The organism is Streptomyces sp. NPDC093261, assembly GCF_044753645.1.
Lineage (GTDB): Bacteria > Actinomycetota > Actinomycetes > Streptomycetales > Streptomycetaceae > Streptomyces.
Genome location: NZ_JBIVNO010000002.1, coordinates 195,615 through 211,238, shown reverse-complemented (window position 1 = coordinate 211,238; position 15,624 = coordinate 195,615). Strand labels below are relative to the sequence as shown.

General features: G+C 72.1%; 17 protein-coding genes. 4 read left to right on the top strand and 13 right to left on the bottom strand.

Features of this window, described 5'->3' with window-relative positions; translation table 11 throughout:
- Positions 1 to 24 precede the first annotated feature (24 nt).
- Genes ACIP94_RS07435 through tsaB form a run of 4 tightly spaced genes read right to left on the bottom strand, consistent with a single transcriptional unit; the run spans position 25 to position 2,549 of the window.
- Complete coding sequence (locus ACIP94_RS07435; RefSeq protein WP_402420860.1) at positions 25 to 282, bottom strand: hypothetical protein; 258 nt, start codon at positions 280 to 282, stop codon at positions 25 to 27.
- Positions 279 to 1,376: a tRNA (adenosine(37)-N6)-threonylcarbamoyltransferase complex transferase subunit TsaD gene (tsaD, locus tag ACIP94_RS07430; RefSeq protein WP_402420858.1), complete on the bottom strand. Its 1,098-nt coding sequence runs from the start codon at positions 1,374 to 1,376 to the stop codon at positions 279 to 281. Before tsaD ends, ACIP94_RS07435 begins: the two co-directional genes overlap by 4 nt.
- Entirely contained in the window at positions 1,369 to 1,899 is a 531-nt protein-coding gene (rimI, locus tag ACIP94_RS07425) for a ribosomal protein S18-alanine N-acetyltransferase (protein ID WP_402420855.1), read from the bottom strand. Before rimI ends, tsaD begins: the two co-directional genes overlap by 8 nt.
- Positions 1,896 to 2,549, bottom strand: coding sequence for a tRNA (adenosine(37)-N6)-threonylcarbamoyltransferase complex dimerization subunit type 1 TsaB (tsaB, locus tag ACIP94_RS07420; RefSeq protein WP_402420853.1), 654 nt, complete (start codon positions 2,547 to 2,549; stop codon positions 1,896 to 1,898). Before tsaB ends, rimI begins: the two co-directional genes overlap by 4 nt.
- A 175-nt stretch (positions 2,550 to 2,724) precedes the next feature.
- On the opposite strand from tsaB, the gene ACIP94_RS07415 reads away from it, so the two are divergent.
- Complete coding sequence (locus ACIP94_RS07415; protein WP_402420850.1) at positions 2,725 to 3,276, top strand: hypothetical protein; 552 nt, start codon at positions 2,725 to 2,727, stop codon at positions 3,274 to 3,276.
- Between the two features lie 43 nt (positions 3,277 to 3,319).
- On the opposite strand, the gene ACIP94_RS07410 is transcribed toward ACIP94_RS07415, so the two are convergent.
- From ACIP94_RS07410 to glmS, 8 genes are all read right to left on the bottom strand, one after another.
- Entirely contained in the window at positions 3,320 to 3,517 is a 198-nt protein-coding gene (locus tag ACIP94_RS07410) for a hypothetical protein (RefSeq protein WP_402420847.1), read from the bottom strand.
- 313 nt (positions 3,518 to 3,830) lie between these two features.
- Positions 3,831 to 4,361 (bottom strand): tRNA (adenosine(37)-N6)-threonylcarbamoyltransferase complex ATPase subunit type 1 TsaE, encoded by a 531-nt coding sequence (gene tsaE, locus ACIP94_RS07405; protein ID WP_402420844.1) that lies wholly within the window; start codon positions 4,359 to 4,361, stop codon positions 3,831 to 3,833.
- Positions 4,330 to 5,559: an alpha/beta fold hydrolase gene (locus ACIP94_RS07400; protein WP_402420841.1), complete on the bottom strand. Its 1,230-nt coding sequence runs from the start codon at positions 5,557 to 5,559 to the stop codon at positions 4,330 to 4,332. The genes tsaE and ACIP94_RS07400 overlap by 32 nt, the downstream gene beginning before the upstream one ends.
- A gap of 95 nt (positions 5,560 to 5,654) precedes the next feature.
- Positions 5,655 to 6,818: an alanine racemase gene (gene alr / locus ACIP94_RS07395; RefSeq protein ID WP_402420838.1), complete on the bottom strand. Its 1,164-nt coding sequence runs from the start codon at positions 6,816 to 6,818 to the stop codon at positions 5,655 to 5,657.
- A gap of 117 nt (positions 6,819 to 6,935) precedes the next feature.
- The gene (locus ACIP94_RS07390) at positions 6,936 to 8,369 is read right to left on the bottom strand and encodes an NAD(P)H-hydrate dehydratase (RefSeq protein ID WP_402420835.1); all 1,434 of its coding nucleotides are present in this window, start codon (positions 8,367 to 8,369) and stop codon (positions 6,936 to 6,938) included.
- A 53-nt stretch (positions 8,370 to 8,422) separates the two neighbouring features.
- Complete coding sequence (locus ACIP94_RS07385; protein WP_402420832.1) at positions 8,423 to 8,794, bottom strand: holo-ACP synthase; 372 nt, start codon at positions 8,792 to 8,794, stop codon at positions 8,423 to 8,425.
- Positions 8,795 to 8,834: 40 nt separating this feature from the next.
- On the bottom strand, positions 8,835 to 9,158 hold the full coding sequence (locus ACIP94_RS07380; RefSeq protein ID WP_402420830.1) for a hypothetical protein: 324 nt from the start codon (positions 9,156 to 9,158) through the stop codon (positions 8,835 to 8,837).
- A 348-nt stretch (positions 9,159 to 9,506) separates the two neighbouring features.
- Positions 9,507 to 11,354, bottom strand: a complete 1,848-nt coding sequence (glmS, locus tag ACIP94_RS07375; RefSeq protein ID WP_402420828.1) for a glutamine--fructose-6-phosphate transaminase (isomerizing) — start codon at positions 11,352 to 11,354, stop codon at positions 9,507 to 9,509.
- A gap of 327 nt (positions 11,355 to 11,681) precedes the next feature.
- Between glmS and ACIP94_RS07370 the strand changes: the two genes are divergently transcribed.
- The 3 genes from ACIP94_RS07370 (at position 11,682) to ACIP94_RS07360 (ending at position 14,242) form a co-directional block, all read left to right on the top strand.
- Positions 11,682 to 12,137, top strand: coding sequence for a hypothetical protein (locus ACIP94_RS07370; protein ID WP_402420825.1), 456 nt, complete (start codon positions 11,682 to 11,684; stop codon positions 12,135 to 12,137).
- Positions 12,138 to 12,291: 154 nt separating this feature from the next.
- On the top strand, positions 12,292 to 13,260 hold the full coding sequence (gene coaA / locus ACIP94_RS07365) for a type I pantothenate kinase (protein ID WP_402421716.1): 969 nt from the start codon (positions 12,292 to 12,294) through the stop codon (positions 13,258 to 13,260).
- A 34-nt stretch (positions 13,261 to 13,294) separates the two neighbouring features.
- Positions 13,295 to 14,242 (top strand): DUF389 domain-containing protein, encoded by a 948-nt coding sequence (locus tag ACIP94_RS07360; protein ID WP_402420823.1) that lies wholly within the window; start codon positions 13,295 to 13,297, stop codon positions 14,240 to 14,242.
- Here ACIP94_RS07360 and glmM read toward each other — a convergent pair.
- On the bottom strand, positions 14,239 to 15,597 hold the full coding sequence (glmM, locus tag ACIP94_RS07355; RefSeq protein ID WP_402420820.1) for a phosphoglucosamine mutase: 1,359 nt from the start codon (positions 15,595 to 15,597) through the stop codon (positions 14,239 to 14,241). The two genes, ACIP94_RS07360 and glmM, sit on opposite strands and share 4 nt — an antisense overlap.
- Positions 15,598 to 15,624: the final 27 nt, after the last annotated feature.

Genomic DNA, 15,624 nt, shown 5'->3' with positions numbered 1-15,624 from the left:
GAAGGGCGGCGCCCTACGGGCCGTTCAGCCGCCGTCCACCGACTCGAACCGCCATCGGTGCACCGCCCGGGTCACCAGCTCCCCGTCCGGGTCCGGCAGTTCGGGAAGAGTGTCGGCGAGGTCCGCGTCCCACCAGGTGATGACGAGAACACGGTCCTGGGGAGCCCGGAAGGTCTCGCGCCGCACCGGCACAGGCGTCAGTTCCCGGCCCCGCGCCCAGGCCAGCAGTTCCTCGCCCCGCCCGGCCACCGCCCGGGCCTCCCACATCAGCGCGACCGTCACGAGTACAGGTTCTCCTTGCTGATCTCGTGGACATGGTCGTGGGCGTGCGCCTGCCCGGGCACATGAGGGTCCGTCACCGGCAGCGAGGAGTCCGCCGACAGATCCCAGTCCGACGCGGCCCGCCCGCGGGTGACCATCTCCGCGCCGAGCGCCGCGACCATCGCGCCGTTGTCGGTGCACAGCTTGGGCCGGGGCACCCGGAGCCGGATCCCGGCCGCCTCGCAGCGCTCCCGGGCCAGGGCGCGCAGCCGGGAGTTGGCCGCCACACCGCCGCCGATCATCAGATGGTCGACGCCCTCGTCCTTGCAGGCCCGCACCGCCTTGCGCGTCAGCACGTCCACCACCGCCTCCTGGAAGGAGGCCGCCACATCGCGCACCGGGACCTCCTCGCCCGCCGCGCGCTTGGCCTCGATCCAGCGGGCCACGGCCGTCTTCAGGCCGGAGAAGGAGAAGTCGTACGCGGGGTCGCGCGGACCGGTCAGCCCGCGCGGGAACGCGATCGCCTCCGGATCGCCCTCCCTGGCGTACCGGTCGATGACCGGGCCGCCGGGGAAGCCGAGGTCCAGCACGCGGGCGATCTTGTCGAAGGCCTCGCCCGCCGCGTCGTCGATGGTCGCGCCCATCGGCCGTACGTCGGAGGTGATGTCGGTGGAGAGCAGCAGCGAGGAGTGCCCGCCGCTCACCAGCAGCGCCATCGTCGGCTCGGGCAGCGCGCCGTGCTCGAGCTGGTCCACGCAGATATGGGAGGCGAGGTGGTTCACGCCGTACAGCGGCTTGCCCAGGGCGTACGCGTACGCCTTCGCCGCCGAGACGCCGACCAGCAGCGCGCCGGCGAGCCCCGGCCCGGCGGTGACGGCGATGCCGTCCAGGTCCTTCGCGCTCACCCCCGCTTCCTTCAGTGCCCGGTCGATCGTCGGCACCATCGCCTCCAGGTGTGCACGGGAGGCGACCTCCGGGACCACGCCGCCGAAGCGCGCGTGCTCGTCGACGCTGGAGGCGACGGCGTCCGCGAGAAGGGTGGTACCGCGGACGATGCCTACGCCGGTTTCGTCGCAGGAGGTCTCGATCCCCAGGACCAGGGGTTCGTCAGCCATTGTTCTCGGTTCCTCGTACTGATGGGGAGCCCGCAGCGAAGCCGCTGTCGGGCGCGGTGGTCAGGCGCATCACCAGGGCGTCCACGTTCCCCGGCTGGTAGTAGCCGCGTCGGAATCCGATGGGCTCGAAGCCGTAGCGCTCGTAGAGCTTCTGTGCGCGGACGTTGTCGACCCGGCACTCGAGCATCACCTGGGCGCACTCGAACGCGGTGGCGGCCCGCAGCAGCTCGGTCAGCAGCCGTCCGCCGAGTCCCGTGCCCCACAGGCCGCGGGCCACGGCGATGGTCTGGATGTCCGCCAGATCGCCCTGGGCGGCCAGCCCCGCGTAGCCGACGATCCGGTCGCCGTCGACGGCCACGATGTACCGCCGGGTCGCCTCGGTCCCACGGGCGTGGGCGAGTTCGGACCAGAACATGCCCCGCGACCAGGCGTCCTCGGGGAAGAGCTCCTTCTCCAGCTCCAGGACGGGGTCGATGTCCCACCAGCGCATCTCGCGCAGCACGGGTGTCTCGGGCGCGGTCACTTGGGGGTGACCACCTTGTAGTTCTTCGGCACCTGCGCGTCGGGGCGGCGCAGATACATCGGGCGGGGCGCGGCCGGTTCCTCGCCGGCCGCCAGTCGCTCCGCCGCGAGGGACGCGAGCGCGGCCGCCGAGACATGCTCGGGCTCATGGGCCTGCGGGAACGTGTCCGGGTACAGCAGCGCGCCGGCGCCGACGGCGGGCAGGCCCGCGACCTGCTCCGAGATGTCCGCGGGGCGGTCCACGGCGGGGTCGGTCACCCGGGTCCGGGCGTTGTCGTACCGCGCCCAGTAGACCTCCTTGCGGCGTGCGTCGGTGGCCACGACGAAGGGCACCTCCAGATCGCAGGCGTAGGCGAGGCCGTCGAGGGTGCACAGGCCGTAGACCGGAACGCCGAGCGCGAGACCGAAGGTGTCGGCGGTCATGAGGCCGACACGCAGCCCGGTGTAAGGGCCGGGGCCCACGCCCACGACGACGCCGGTGACGGCGTCGAGCCGGGTGTCCGCCTCGGCGAGGACCCGGTCGACGGCGGGCAGGAGCAGTTCCCCGTGCCGGCGCGCGTCGACCTGGCTGGACGAGGCGACGACGGACGTGCCGTCGTGCAGGGCGACGGTGACGGCGGGGGTGGCGGTATCCAGAGCGAGCAAGAGCACGCAAACAGCGTACGGCGCCCGCGCCCGACGCACGGCCGGGCCGGTCCGGCACACGCCTGCTGCTACCGTCACAGCGAAGAAGTACGACGGATCGATCAAGGAATCGGTATGTCGTACGAGAGGTATCCGGGCGACGCACTGCTTGCGCGTGCGGGGGTCGAGAGGTGGGCACAGGGTGGCTAGGAGCAGCTCGGGATTCGTGGCCGGGCTCACCGTGGCGGCTGTCGCCGCGGTCGGTTTCCTCGCCTACCAGGCGTCGGCGCACGTACCCGACACGCTGGGAAAGCCGCAGGTGAAGAACTCGGGGGCCACCCCGTCGAAGCCGGCCCCGACCAAGACGAACCCGGTGGCGCTGCCCGGCGGATCCGGCACGGGCGAGCGGGTCGTGTACGCCCTCGACGGCGACCGGGTGTGGCTGGTCGGCCAGGACAACAAGGTGCAGCGCACATTCGAGGTCACGCCGGGGACGGTGGACCCGCTGCCGGGCACGTACAAGGTGACCTCCCGGACCGCCGCCGGAACCGGCTCCGACGGTACGGCGGTCGAGCACGTCGTGCGCTTCGCGGCGAACCAGGGCGTCGTCATCGGCTTCAGCGCGGCCATGGACGGTACGACGTCCAAGCCCGACGCCTCGAAGAAGCTGGGCGGGATCCGGGAGTCCCGCCCGGACGGCACGGCGATGTGGGAGTTCGCGACGATCGACGAGAAGGTCGTCGTCGTCCGATAGGAACCATCCTCCGGTAACGCGAGGACGGGGGCTCCGGGGCGCTCTACGCCGCCCTGCGCGGCTCCTCGGTCGCCCCGGTCCCGGGGCCCGCCGGGGTCGCCCGCGGTGCGGGGTCCGGGTCCCGCGGCGGGGTCGAGACGGCCTTCGCCGCGGCGCACGATGCCAGCAGGTCACGCATCGGCACCCTGGCCGCCCCGGCCACCACGCGCCGCGGCGCCTCGTCGCGTTCTGAAGCCGGCATGTACGCCTCCTGGACTCGCGGGGGCGGGCGTGGTTAGGCAGACCTAACCACGGACTGATGTCCATGTGACCACGCCAGGCACCTGCGGCGCAACACCTTGCCGACGGGTTGTCGGCATGTTCGACCGAAAACTGTGAACGCCGGCACCGCGGCGACGAGAGGCTCCTCGGGCCTGGAGAAGAGGGCAGCCCCGGGCCTGGGGATGCCTGGGTGAGGCAGTCCCCATGGGTCCGGTCAGGGCGGCCTCAGGGCCCGGGCAGACCGGCCGCAGGGCCAGGGTGAGGCAGTCCCCGGAGCCCGGGCCCAAGCGGCCTCAGGCGGACAGCACGGCCAGGTCCACCGTCGCCCAGCGGTGTCCGAGACCCGTGAGGGTGACGTGGCGCACCTCGTCCGTCGTGTCCCCCACCGCGCGGTGGACGACCACGTGCAGCCGTTCGTCCGTCAGCCCCTCGACCTTGCCCTCGCCCCACTCCACGACGACCACGGAGTCCGGCAGCGAGACATCGAGGTCGAGGTCCTCCATCTCGTCGAGTCCGCCGCCCAGGCGGTAGGCGTCCACATGGACCAGCGGAGGGCCACCCCCAAGGGACGGGTGCACCCGGGCGATCACGAAGGTCGGCGAGGTGACCGCGCCGCGCACCCCGAGCCCCTCGCCGAGGCCGCGGGTCAGCGTGGTCTTGCCCGCGCCCAGCTCGCCGTTCAGCATCACGAGGTCGCCGGCGCGCAGCAGCTTGGCCAGACGCCGCCCCAGCTCCTGCATCTGTTCGGGGGAGGTGACGGTGAACTCGGTGGTGACGCCCGGCAGCGGGGACTCAGCCGGGCTGTGCGGTGCTGGTGCTTCCATAGCCCCCCACGGTAGCCCCTGCGGGAACCGCTCCCGAGCGCATCAGGAGGTCGGCGAGGCGGTCGGTGACGACCTCGGGGTGCTCCAGCATCACCAGGTGCCCGGCGTCCGGCACGAGCACGAGCTCGGCGTCGGGAAGCAGACCGGCGATCGCCTCGCTGTGCTCGCTCGGCGTCACCAGGTCCTGGACACCGGCGAGAACCAGCACGGGCAGGTCGGCGAAACGGGCGAGCGCCTGGGTCTTGTCGTGGTCGGCGAACGCCGGGTAGAACTCCGCGACCACGTCGATCGGCGTGGCCTCGATCATCCGCTCGGCGAACCGGGCGACGGCCGGGTCGACCTCGCGGGAGGCGAACGAGTACCGCTTGATGATCCCCGCGAACAGGTCGGCGGTGGCCCTGCGCCCCTTCTCCACCAGCTCGGCCTGCTGCCCCAGCGCCTTCAGCACGCCGGGGAGTATCCGGCGTATCGCGTTGACGCCCGCGACGGGCAGTCCGAAGTTGACCTCGCCGAGCCGTCCGGACGAGGTGCCGACCAGGGCCACGCCGACGACCCGGTCGCGGATCAGCTCGGGGAACTGGTCGGCGAGGGCCATCACCGTCATGCCCCCCATGGAGTGCCCGACGAGGACGACCGGCCCCTCGGGCACGGCCGCGTCCAGCACGGCCTTGAGGTCGCGCCCGAGCTGGTCGATGGAGACGGGTGTGCCGTCCGCCTGGGCCATCCCGCGCCCGGAGCGGCCGTGGCTGCGCTGGTCCCAGTGCACGGTCCGGACGACGCCGCGCAGGGCGGCCCGCTGGAAGTGCCAGGAGTCCTGGTTGAGGCAGTAGCCGTGGCTGAAGACGACGGTGACCGGGGCCGGGGCCTTGCGGCCGAAGAGCCGGCGGCGGCGCGGCGCGGGGACGCCCTCCGGCTCCACGTCGTCGACCTCGTAGTACAGCTCGGTGCCGTCGTCCGCGCAGGCCTTGCCGGGGGTGCCGCGGAGCGTTCCATAGGGGCCGGCCGAGTCGAGGGCGAGCCGGGCCTTGCGGCGCATGCCGCGGCCGACCGTCATCCGTTCGAGGGCGACACCGGCCGCCGCGCCCGCCGCGACCACGCCTATCGCGGCGCCGGCGAAGCCGGCGAGGCGCCAGCTCCCGGTGGTGGCGGCGGTCGCGCCTGCGACGGCCTCCACGGCCTCCGCGCTGCTCTCGCTCACGTCCCCCTCCTCCTTGCGGGATGCTCCGCCCGTCCTGCCCTGCACGGATGCTCCGCTTGTCCTGCCCTACACCCGCCCCGGTTCACCCGTTCGGGCTACCCATCCTGTTCCGTCTTCACATTTACGTAGACGCGGGGGACGCGGGTTCCGATCCGGGTCACGATTTCGTAAGCGATGGTCCCGGCCGCCTGCGCCCAGTCCTCGGCGGTGGGCTCTCCGTGGTCGCCGGGGCCGAAGAGAACGGCCTCCGCGCCGGGCCTGGGCTCGTCGCCGCCCAGGTCCACCACGAACTGGTCCATGGCGATCCGGCCCGCGGCCGTACGGAGCTTGCCGCCGACCAGGACCGGGCCCGCGCCGGAGGCGTGGCGCGGGATGCCGTCCGCGTAGCCGAGCGGGATCAGGCCGAGGGTGGTGGTGCCGGGGGTGGTGTAGAGGTGGCCGTAGCTGACGCCGTGACCGCCGGGGACCTGCTTCACCAGGGCGAGCGAGGCCTTCAGACTCATCACCGGGCGCAGTCCGAGGTCGGCGGGGGTGCCGAGGTCGGGGCTGGGCGAGAGCCCGTAGATCGCGATCCCCGTCCGGACGAGGTCGAAGTGGGCCTCGGGGAGGGTCAGCGTGGCGGGCGAGTTGGCGATGTGGCGCACCTCCGGGCATACGCCCTGCTCCTCGGCGTACGCCACCATCTCGCGGAACCGGTCCAGTTGAGCCTGGATGGAGGGGTGTCCGGGCTCGTCGGCACAGGCGAAGTGCGACCACAGGCCCACGACGGTGATCAGGCCGTCCGCCTGGGCGCGCAGGGCCCCGGCGACGAGTTCGGGCCAGTCCGCGGGCTGGCAGCCGTTGCGCCCGAGGCCGGTGTCGGCCTTGAGGTGGACCCGGGCGGGCGCGCCCGCGGCGGCCGCGGCCTCGCGCAGCTCCGCCAGCGCCCACAGACCGCTCACGGAGACGTCGACATCGGACTCGATCGCCTGGCGCCAGGGCCCGCCGGGGGTCCAGAGCCAGCACAGAACGCGCCCGGGCAGACCGGCCGCGCGCAGGGCGAAGGCCTCCTCCGGAGTGGCCGTGCCGAGCCACTGGGCACCGGCCTCCAGGGCCGCACGGGCGCACGGGACCGCCCCGTGGCCGTACGCGTCCGACTTCACGACGGCCATCAGGGCCGCGCCGGGCGCGAGGGCACGCAGGGCATGTACGTTCGCCCGCAGAGCAGCCAGGTCGATCTCGGCACGGGCACGCAGGGGTGCTGTCTCAGAACTCGTCATCGCGCCACCAGTGTCTCAGAGGCCTCTGACGGCGTTCCGCCGCCGGTACGGTCTCGCGCGGCGGCGGGCCGAACCGCCCCTGCGAGGCCCGGCCGACGACAGGCGCGCGGGGTCGGTTCAGCTCCGTACGTCCCGCCACGCCTCCGGGATCGCGCGCGCCACGTCATGGGCCCCGGCGGGGGCGCCGTCCGCGGCGTAGCGGCCCGCGAGACCGTGCAGATAGGCCCCCACACTGCCGGCGTCCCGCGCCGGGAGACCGGCCGCGAGCAGCGAGCCGGACAGCCCGGACAGCACATCCCCGCTGCCCGCGGTCGCGAGCCACGGCGTTCCTGTGGCGTTCACCCGCACCGGCCCGCCCCCGGAGTCCGCCACCAGGGTGGTGGAGCCCTTGAGCAGGACGGTCGCCCGGTACCGGGCCGCCAGTTCCCGCACCGCCGTGAGCCGGGCGCCCTCCACCTCCTCGCGCGACACGCCGAGCAGCGCGGCCGCCTCACCGGCGTGCGGGGTCATCAACGTCGGTGCGCTGCGGCCGCGTACGGCGTCCCGGTCGGCCAGCCGCAGCCCGTCCGCGTCGACGAGCACCGGCACATCCGCCTCCAGGACCTCCGCCACCGTCGACGCGTCGTCCCCGGCGCCGGGGCCCACCACCCACGCCTGCACCCGCCCGGCCTTCGCGGGCCCCCGGTCGGAGACCAGCGTCTCCGGGAAGCGGGCGATCACCGCGCTCCCGGCGGGCCCCACATACCGCACGGCGCCGGCCCCGCCCCGCAGCGCGCCCGCCACGGCGAGCACGGCCGCGCCGGGGTAGCGCGCCGATCCGGCGGCGATACCGACCACCCCGCGCCGGTACTTGTCGCTCTCCGCCTGCGGCAGCGGCAGCAGCGCCGCCACGTCCGCGTGCTGCAGCGCCTCGAGTTCCGCCTCCTCCGGCAGGTCGAGCCCGATCTCGACAAGACGTACGGAACCGGCGTACTCCCGCGCCGGATCGATCAGCAGGGCGGGCTTGTGCGTGCCGAAGGTCACGGTGAGGTCCGCGCGGACGGCCGCGCCCCGGACCTCCCCACTGTCCGCTTCGACCCCGCTCGGCAGATCGACGGCCACGACGGCCGCGCGCGACTGTTCGGCGACGGCGGCGAGCGAGGCGGCGTCCGGCCGCAGTCCGCCCTTGCCGCCGATGCCGACGATGCCGTCCACGATGAGATCGGCCCGCCGGATCGGCTCCTCGGCGGCCTTCGAAGGATCCGTGACCGAGCCACCGGCCCTCCGCAGGGCCGTGAGCCCGCCCTCATGGGTGCGTTCGGGCGACAGCAGTACGGCCGTGACCCCCGCCCCGCGCCGGGCGAGCCGCGCCCCGGCGTACAGGGCGTCACCACCGTTGTCCCCGCTGCCGACCAGCAGCACCACCCGGCTGCCGTACACCCGCCCGAGCAAGTCCGCGCAGGCCGCGGCCAGCCCGGCGGCGGCGCGTTGCATCAGCGCCCCCTCCGGAAGCCGTGCCATGAGGGATCGCTCGGCCGCCCTCACCGTCTCCACGCTGTACGCAGTACGCATACCGTCGAGTCTCCCCCACCCACGCCGTACGTCGACGGAGGCAGTCCCCGGTGCTACCCCTCGGCCACCACCACCGCCGATGCCACACCGGCATCATGACTGAGCGACACGTGCCAGGAGGTGACTCCGAGTTCGGCGGCGCGGGCGGCGACCGTGCCGGTCACCCGCAGCCGAGGCTGCCCGCTGTCCTCGACGTAGACCTCCGCATCGGTCCAGTGCAGGCCGCCGGGCGCGCCCAGGGCCTTGGCCACCGCCTCCTTGGCGGCAAACCGCGCGGCCAGCGAGGCGACACCGCGCCGTTCGCCGTTCGGAAGCAGCAACTCCTGCGGAAGGAAAACACGTTGGGCCAGTCCGGGCGTACGGTCCAGCGACGCCCGAAAACGGTCGATCTCGGCGACGTCGATCCCCACTCCGATGATGCTCACCCGGGCACTCTACGACCCGTCCGCCGACCGCCGGCCCGGCTCAGCCCTGCCCAGGACTGGTACCGGTCCCCGGAACCTCGGGGTCGTCGGCGAACAGATCCCCGGCCGCCGTGGCTGTCGGGGAACGGTCGAACCAGAGGGCGAGGGTGTCGAGGTCGGTGCACGAGGTGATGCGCTCCCGTGCCTCCTCGGGGACGGGGATCCCGCGCTTCCCCAGGACCCGCAGGGTCAGCGAGGCGCGGTCTTCGGCCCTGCCCTCGGCCCTCCCCTCGGCCATGCCTTCTGCCATGCCTTCTGCCTTGCCTTCCAGGTAGGCGGTTTCGCGGACCGTCCCCCGGCCGGGGAAGTAGCTGACGAACGACATGATTTCCTTCAGTTTCTGTCCGGCTGGGCTGGTACCACGGTCGCCTTGGCGGATAACGGGACGCCCAGCACCCCGAACACGGGAGCCAGGATCTCGGGCCGCTCCTGGAAGATGCGGTGCATGCCCTCGTGAGCTGATGTGACCATGTGCGCAACCTAGGTGGATCAAGGGACGGGCTGCCCGGGCGATCGGCAGGCGTTCACCCTTTCGAGCGGCGAAAAAACGATCAGTCCGCCGCAGGCAGCTCGCACCACACGACCTCGCCCCGGTTGCCGCCCCTCATCAGCGGCTGCCAGCCCCACAGATCGGCACAGGCCCGTACCACCGCCGGCCCCCGACCCTGAAGGGTCACTCCACCGTGACCGACTTCGCCAGGTTCCGGGGCTGATCCACCTCGTTCCCCCGCGCCGTCGCCAGCTCGCAGGCGAACACCTGCAACGGCACCGTCGCGACCAGCGGCTGAAGCAGCGTCGGGGTCGCCGGGATGCGGATCAGGTGATCGGCGTACGGCACCACCGCCTCGTCGCCCTCCTCCGCGATCACGATCGTGCGCGCGCCCCTCGCCCGGATCTCCTGGATGTTCGACACGATCTTGTCGTGCAGGACCGAACGGCCACGCGGCGACGGCGCCACGACCACCACCGGCAGGTCCTCCTCGATCAGCGCGATCGGCCCATGCTTCAGCTCGCCCGCCGCGAAGCCCTCGGCGTGCATGTACGCCAGCTCCTTCAGTTTGAGGGCGCCTTCGAGGGCCACCGGATAGCCCACGTGCCGGCCCAGGAACAGCACCGTGTTCTTCGCGGAGAGCGAGCGCGCCAGCTCCCGTACCGGTTCCATGGTCTCCAGGACCCGCTCGACCTCCTGCGAGATCTTCGACAGGTCGCGGATCACGGCCCGGATCTCGTCGCCCCACTTGGTGCCGCGCACCTGGCCCAGATACAGGGCGACCAGATAGCAGGCGACGAGCTGTGTCAGGAACGCCTTGGTGGACGCCACCGCGACTTCCGGTCCCGCGTGCGTGTAGAGCACCGCGTCCGACTCGCGCGGGATCGTCGAGCCGTTGGTGTTGCAGATCGCCAGCACCTTGGAGCCCTGCTCGCGGGCGTGCCGGAGCGCCATCAGTGTGTCCATGGTCTCGCCGGACTGGGAGATGGCGATGACCAGCGTGCGCGGGTCCAGGATCGGGTCCCGGTAGCGGAACTCGCTGGCCAGCTCCACCTCGCAGGGCATCCGCGTCCAGTGCTCGATGGCGTACTTGGCGATCAGCCCGGCGTGGAAGGCGGTCCCGCAGGCCACGATCACGACCTTGTCGACCTCGCGCAGCTCGGCGGCCGAGATCCGCACCTCGTCGAGCGTCAGCGAGCCGGCCGCGTCGATCCGGCCGAGCAGGGTGTCGGCGACCGCCTTGGGCTGCTCGGCGATCTCCTTGAGCATGAAGTAGTCGTAGCCGCCCTTCTCGGCGGCCGAGGCGTCCCAGTCAACGTGGTACGAACGCACGTCGGCGGGCCGGCCGTCGAAGCCCGTGACCGTCACCCCGTCCCGGCGCAGCTCCACCACCTGGTCCTGGCCCAGCTCGATGGCGGAGCGGGTGTGGGCGATGAAGGCGGCGACATCCGAGGCGAGGAAGGCCTCGCCCTCGCCGACGCCCACCACGAGCGGGGAGTTGCGCCGTGCGCCGACGACCACGTCCGTATCGTCGGCGTGCACCGCGACCAGCGTGAACGCCCCCTCCAGCCGGCGGCACACCAGCCGCATCGCCTCCGCGAGATCCGCGGTGGCGGAGAACTCCTCGGCGAGCAGATGCGCGACGACCTCGGTGTCCGTCTCGGAGGCGAGCGCGTGGCCCCGCTCCTCCAGCTCGGCCCGCAGCGTCGCGAAGTTCTCGATGATGCCGTTGTGGACGACGGCGACGCGTCCGGCGTTGTCGAGGTGGGGGTGGGCGTTGGCGTCGGTGGGACCGCCATGGGTGGCCCAGCGGGTGTGCCCGATGCCCGTGGTGCCGTTCGGCAGCGGGCGTTCGACGAGCGCCTTCTCCAGGTTCACCAGTTTCCCGGCCTTCTTGGCGGCGGCCAGACTGCCGTCCGCGAGCACGGCGACGCCCGCCGAGTCGTAGCCCCGGTATTCCAGCCGCTTCAGTCCCGCCACGACGACATCGAGCGCCGACTGCGGCCCCACGTATCCCACGATTCCGCACATGTGCCGCAGCCTACGGTCCGGACGACGCCCCGACCTCCCGAATCCTGCCCGAAATCGGAAATACCCACTGGCGTACGAACGCCACATCGGCCCGCGACCGCACCGACCGGAGCCTGTGCTGTCGCCGGCTGGGATCCAGCCAACCTTGCTCCACCGCCAGGGCTCGCTTTACTCCTCTTCGCAGGCGGACCACGGCACTGACCGAGGGCGCGAGGGTCGGCACCCAGGGGGCCAGCAGGGGGTCTACGAGGTCATCTTCCAGGGCAAGACCCAGCGTCTGGCCATTAGCGTGGGTGACAACGGACATGTGATCGGAGCCAACCCCGTATGACCGCCGAAGAACCGCGCCCCTTGCACGTGCGGGCCCGGGGCGAGCCGTCACCGCTGTACGAACCCGAGAACCCCGCGGCCAACGACGGCCTCGGCAACCCGATCGACATCACGGTCGAGGGCGAGTACGCGTTCGGTCCGCTGCGCGCCGAAGGGTTCGGGGACTTCTTCCCGGACGATCCCGCCGCCGCGGTGGACCTGTCCGACCGCCTCGTCGCCAACCTGTACGTGTGGGCGAAGAGCATCGACACCACGCTGAACCTGCACCTGCGGGACCGGGAAGAGGGCAAGTACGACGGCGAGTGGGAGCGGCTGTTCCACGAAGGGGCGGAGCTGGCGCGACGAGTGGCCCACGAGCTCGGCCCCGACCGGGCCGTGACCTACAAGGGCCTGGCCAACGGCGGTCTGGCCGCGATCACGTCCATCCCCTGGCGGGGCGACCGGCAGCTGTAGACGCAGCGCCGGCCGTGACCGGTGGAGCGGGGAAGGACCGCGTACTCCCGCTCCACCGACCGCATCGCGCCATACGCTCCCGGCGTGACGCACCCCACCCCGCCGCCCGTTCAAACTCCGTTAACAATGGACTGTGATCTCTCCGGTCTCCTCGATGCCCCGGAGCGCCCACCGGCCCAGGCCGGAGGCGACTCCCTACGTCGACCTCACCCGTGCCGAGTGGAGCGCGCTGCGCGACAAGACGCCGCTCCCGCTGACCGCCGAGGAGGTGGAGAAGCTCCGCGGCCTCGGCGATGTGATCGACCTCGACGAGGTGCGGGACATCTACCTCCCGCTGTCCCGGCTCCTCAACCTCTACGTCGGCGCCACGGACGGCCTGCGCGGCGCCCTCAACACCTTCCTCGGCGAGCAGGGCTCCCAGTCCGGGACGCCCTTCGTCATAGGGGTGGCGGGTTCCGTGGCGGTCGGCAAGTCGACCGTGGCCCGCCTGCTCCAGGCCCTGCTGTCCCGCTGGCCCGAGCACCCCCGTGTGGAGCTGGTGACCACGGACGGCTTCCTGCTGCCCACCAAGGAGCTCCAGGCCCGCGGGCTGATGTCCCGCAAGGGCTTCCCCGAGTCGTACGACCGCCGCGCGCTCACCCGGTTCGTCGCCGACATCAAGGCCGGCAAGGACGAGGTGACGGCCCCGGTCTACTCGCACCTGATCTACGACATCGTCCCCGGCCGGAAGCTCACCGTCCGCCGTCCGGACATCCTCATCGTCGAGGGCCTCAATGTGCTTCAGCCCGCCCTCCCCGGCAAGGACGGCCGCACCCGCGTCGGCCTCGCGGACTACTTCGACTTCAGTGTGTACGTCGACGCCCGCCCCGAGGACATCGAGCGCTGGTACCTCAACCGGTTCACGAAGCTCCGTCAGACGGCCTTCCAGAACCCGTCCTCGTACTTCCGCAGGTACACCCAGGTCTCCGAGGAGGAGGCCCTCGACTACGCACGGACGACCTGGCGGACCATCAACGGGCCCAACCTGCTGGAGAACGTCGCGCCGACCCGCGGACGCGCCACCCTGGTGGTGCGCAAGGGACCGGACCACAAGGTGCAGCGGCTGAGCCTGCGCAAGCTGTGAACCCGTGTTCGCCGGGGCCTGTTAAAAAGGCGTCATGCTGCATCTGCGTCTGATCACCCCGGCCGAGCGGACGGAGGACGTGGTGCGTCTGATCGAAGGAACGGTCGGCACCACGCATCTCGTCGTGATACCGGGTGCCGCCCGCCACCCGGCCGGCGATGTCGTGATGTGCGACGTCGCGCGGGAGGCGGGCGACGAACTACTCGGGAGGCTCAAGGAGACGGGCCTGCCGGAGACAGGTTCGATCGCGGTCGAGAACATCGACCTGTCGCTGTCACGGCGCGCTGACAAGGCCGAGGAGGAGGCGCCCGGCGAGAGCGCGGACGCGGTGCTGTGGGAGCACCTGGAAGAGGCGACGCACGAGGAGTCGACGCTGTCGGTCACCTACGTCGCCTTCCTCACACTCGCCACGGTGATCGCGGCCTGCGGTGTCGTCCTGGACAACGCGATCCTGATCGTGGGGGCCATGGCGGTGGGTCCGGAGTACGGCCCGCTGGCCGGGCTGAGCACCGCGCTGGTGCGGCGGGCCCCGCGGCTGGCGCTGCGCTCGCTGATCGCGCTCCTCGCGGGCTTCGCGGTGGCCCTGCTGGTGGCGGTCGGTTTCACCCACTTCATGGACGCCGTCGGCCTGTTCAGCCGAGTCAAACTGGACGCCGAGCGGCCCAACACCAACTTCATCTACCGGCCGGACGCGTTCTCGTTCGTCGTCGCGGTCCTCGCGGGCATCGCCGGCACGCTCTCGCTGACGTCGGCGAAGTCGGGGGCACTGATCGGCGTCGCGATCTCGGTCACCACGGTCCCGGCCGCGGCGAACGCGGCAGTGGCCTTCAGCTACGACGAGTACCGGCAGGCATGGGGCTCCACCGAACAGCTGCTGCTGAACCTGCTGGGCATCGTCCTGGCGGGCACGCTGACGCTGCTGGTCCAGAAGCGGCTCTGGGCCAGACAGCGCGCACGCGCGGGTGAGGCGGGCAGGCCCTAGCCGAGCGCCGACTTCACGGCGTCCGCGAGGCGGCCGGCGACCGACCGGGCCTGCTCGATGTCCGCGGCCTCGACCATGACCCGTACCAGCGGCTCCGTGCCCGACGGACGCAGCAGCACCCGTCCGGTGGACCCCAGTTCCCGCTCGGCCTCGGTCACGGCGGTGGCCAGTTCGGCGGAGGTGGCGACGCGGGACTTGTCCACGTCGGGGACGTTCACGAGGACCTGCGGCAGCCGCTCCATCACGGACGCGAGGTCCTTGAGCGTACGGCCGGTCTGGGCGACCCGCGCGGCCAGCATCAGTCCGGTCAGCGTGCCGTCGCCGGTGGTGGCGTGGTCGAGGACGATGACGTGGCCGGACTGCTCGCCGCCCAGGGCGTAGCCCTTGTCCTTCAGCTCCTCCAGCACATACCGGTCGCCGACGGCGGTCTGCACGAGCTGGATGCCCTCGCGCTCCATGGCCAGCTTGAAGCCCAGGTTCGACATGACCGTCGCGACAACGGTGTCGGAGCGCAGTGCGGAACGCTCCCGCATCGCCAGCGCGAGCACGGCCAGGATCTGGTCGCCGTCCACCTCCTCACCGGTGTGGTCCACGGCGAGACAGCGGTCGGCGTCCCCGTCGTGCGCGATGCCGAGGTCGGCGCCGTGCTCGACGACGGCGGCCTTCAGCTTGTCCAGATGGGTGGAGCCGCAGCCGTCGTTGATGTTGAGCCCGTCCGGCTCCGCGCCGATCGTGACGATCTCGGCGCCCGCCCGGCTGAACGCCTCGGGGGACACCCGGGCGGCGGCACCGTGCGCCTCGTCCAGGACGATCCTGAGCCCGTCGAGCCGGTTCGGGAGGACGCCGATGAGATGGGCGACGTAGCGGTCGAAGCCCTCGTCGTACGCCTTCACCCGGCCGACACCGGCACCGGTGGGCCGGTCCCAGGGAGCGCCGGTGCGGTGCTCCTCGTACACGGCCTCGATCTTGTCCTCCAGCTCGTCGGCGAGCTTGTGGCCACCGCGGGCGAAGAACTTGATGCCGTTGTCGGGCATGGCGTTGTGGCTGGCGGAGAGCATGACACCGAGGTCGGCGCCGAGCGCCCCGGTCAGATACGCGACGGCCGGGGTGGGCAGCACACCGACGCGCAGTACGTCCACGCCCGCGCTCGCGAGGCCGGCGACCACGGCGGCCTCCAGGAACTCCCCGGACGCACGCGGATCGCGTCCCACGACCGCCGTCGGCCGGTGGCCCTCGAACGTGCCCGCCTCGGCCAGTACGTGCGCCGCCGCGACGGACAGGCCGAGTGCCATCTCGGCCGTGAGATCCGCGTTGGCGACACCGCGCACGCCGTCCGTGCCGAAGAGTCGTCCCACTGTGGTGTCCTCCGAACTTGCTGCAAA

Bases quoted from the DNA above. Each gene is read 5' to 3' on its own strand.
- tsaD (WP_402420858.1), bottom strand. From the start codon at position 1,376: ATGGCTGACGAACCCCTGGTCCTGGGGATCGAGACCTCCTGCGACGAA.
- ACIP94_RS07410 (WP_402420847.1), bottom strand. From the start codon at position 3,517: ATGCCGGCTTCAGAACGCGACGAGGCGCCGCGGCGCGTGGTGGCCGGG.
- tsaE (WP_402420844.1), bottom strand. From the start codon at position 4,361: ATGGAAGCACCAGCACCGCACAGCCCGGCTGAGTCCCCGCTGCCGGGC.
- alr (WP_402420838.1), bottom strand. From the start codon at position 6,818: ATGACGAGTTCTGAGACAGCACCCCTGCGTGCCCGTGCCGAGATCGAC.
- ACIP94_RS07390 (WP_402420835.1), bottom strand. From the start codon at position 8,369: ATGCGTACTGCGTACAGCGTGGAGACGGTGAGGGCGGCCGAGCGATCC.
- ACIP94_RS07380 (WP_402420830.1), bottom strand. From the start codon at position 9,158: ATGTCGTTCGTCAGCTACTTCCCCGGCCGGGGGACGGTCCGCGAAACC.
- glmS (WP_402420828.1), bottom strand. From the start codon at position 11,354: ATGTGCGGAATCGTGGGATACGTGGGGCCGCAGTCGGCGCTCGATGTC.
- ACIP94_RS07370 (WP_402420825.1), top strand. From the start codon at position 11,682: ATGACCGCCGAAGAACCGCGCCCCTTGCACGTGCGGGCCCGGGGCGAG.
- coaA (WP_402421716.1), top strand. From the start codon at position 12,292: ATGCCCCGGAGCGCCCACCGGCCCAGGCCGGAGGCGACTCCCTACGTC.
- ACIP94_RS07360 (WP_402420823.1), top strand. From the start codon at position 13,295: ATGCTGCATCTGCGTCTGATCACCCCGGCCGAGCGGACGGAGGACGTG.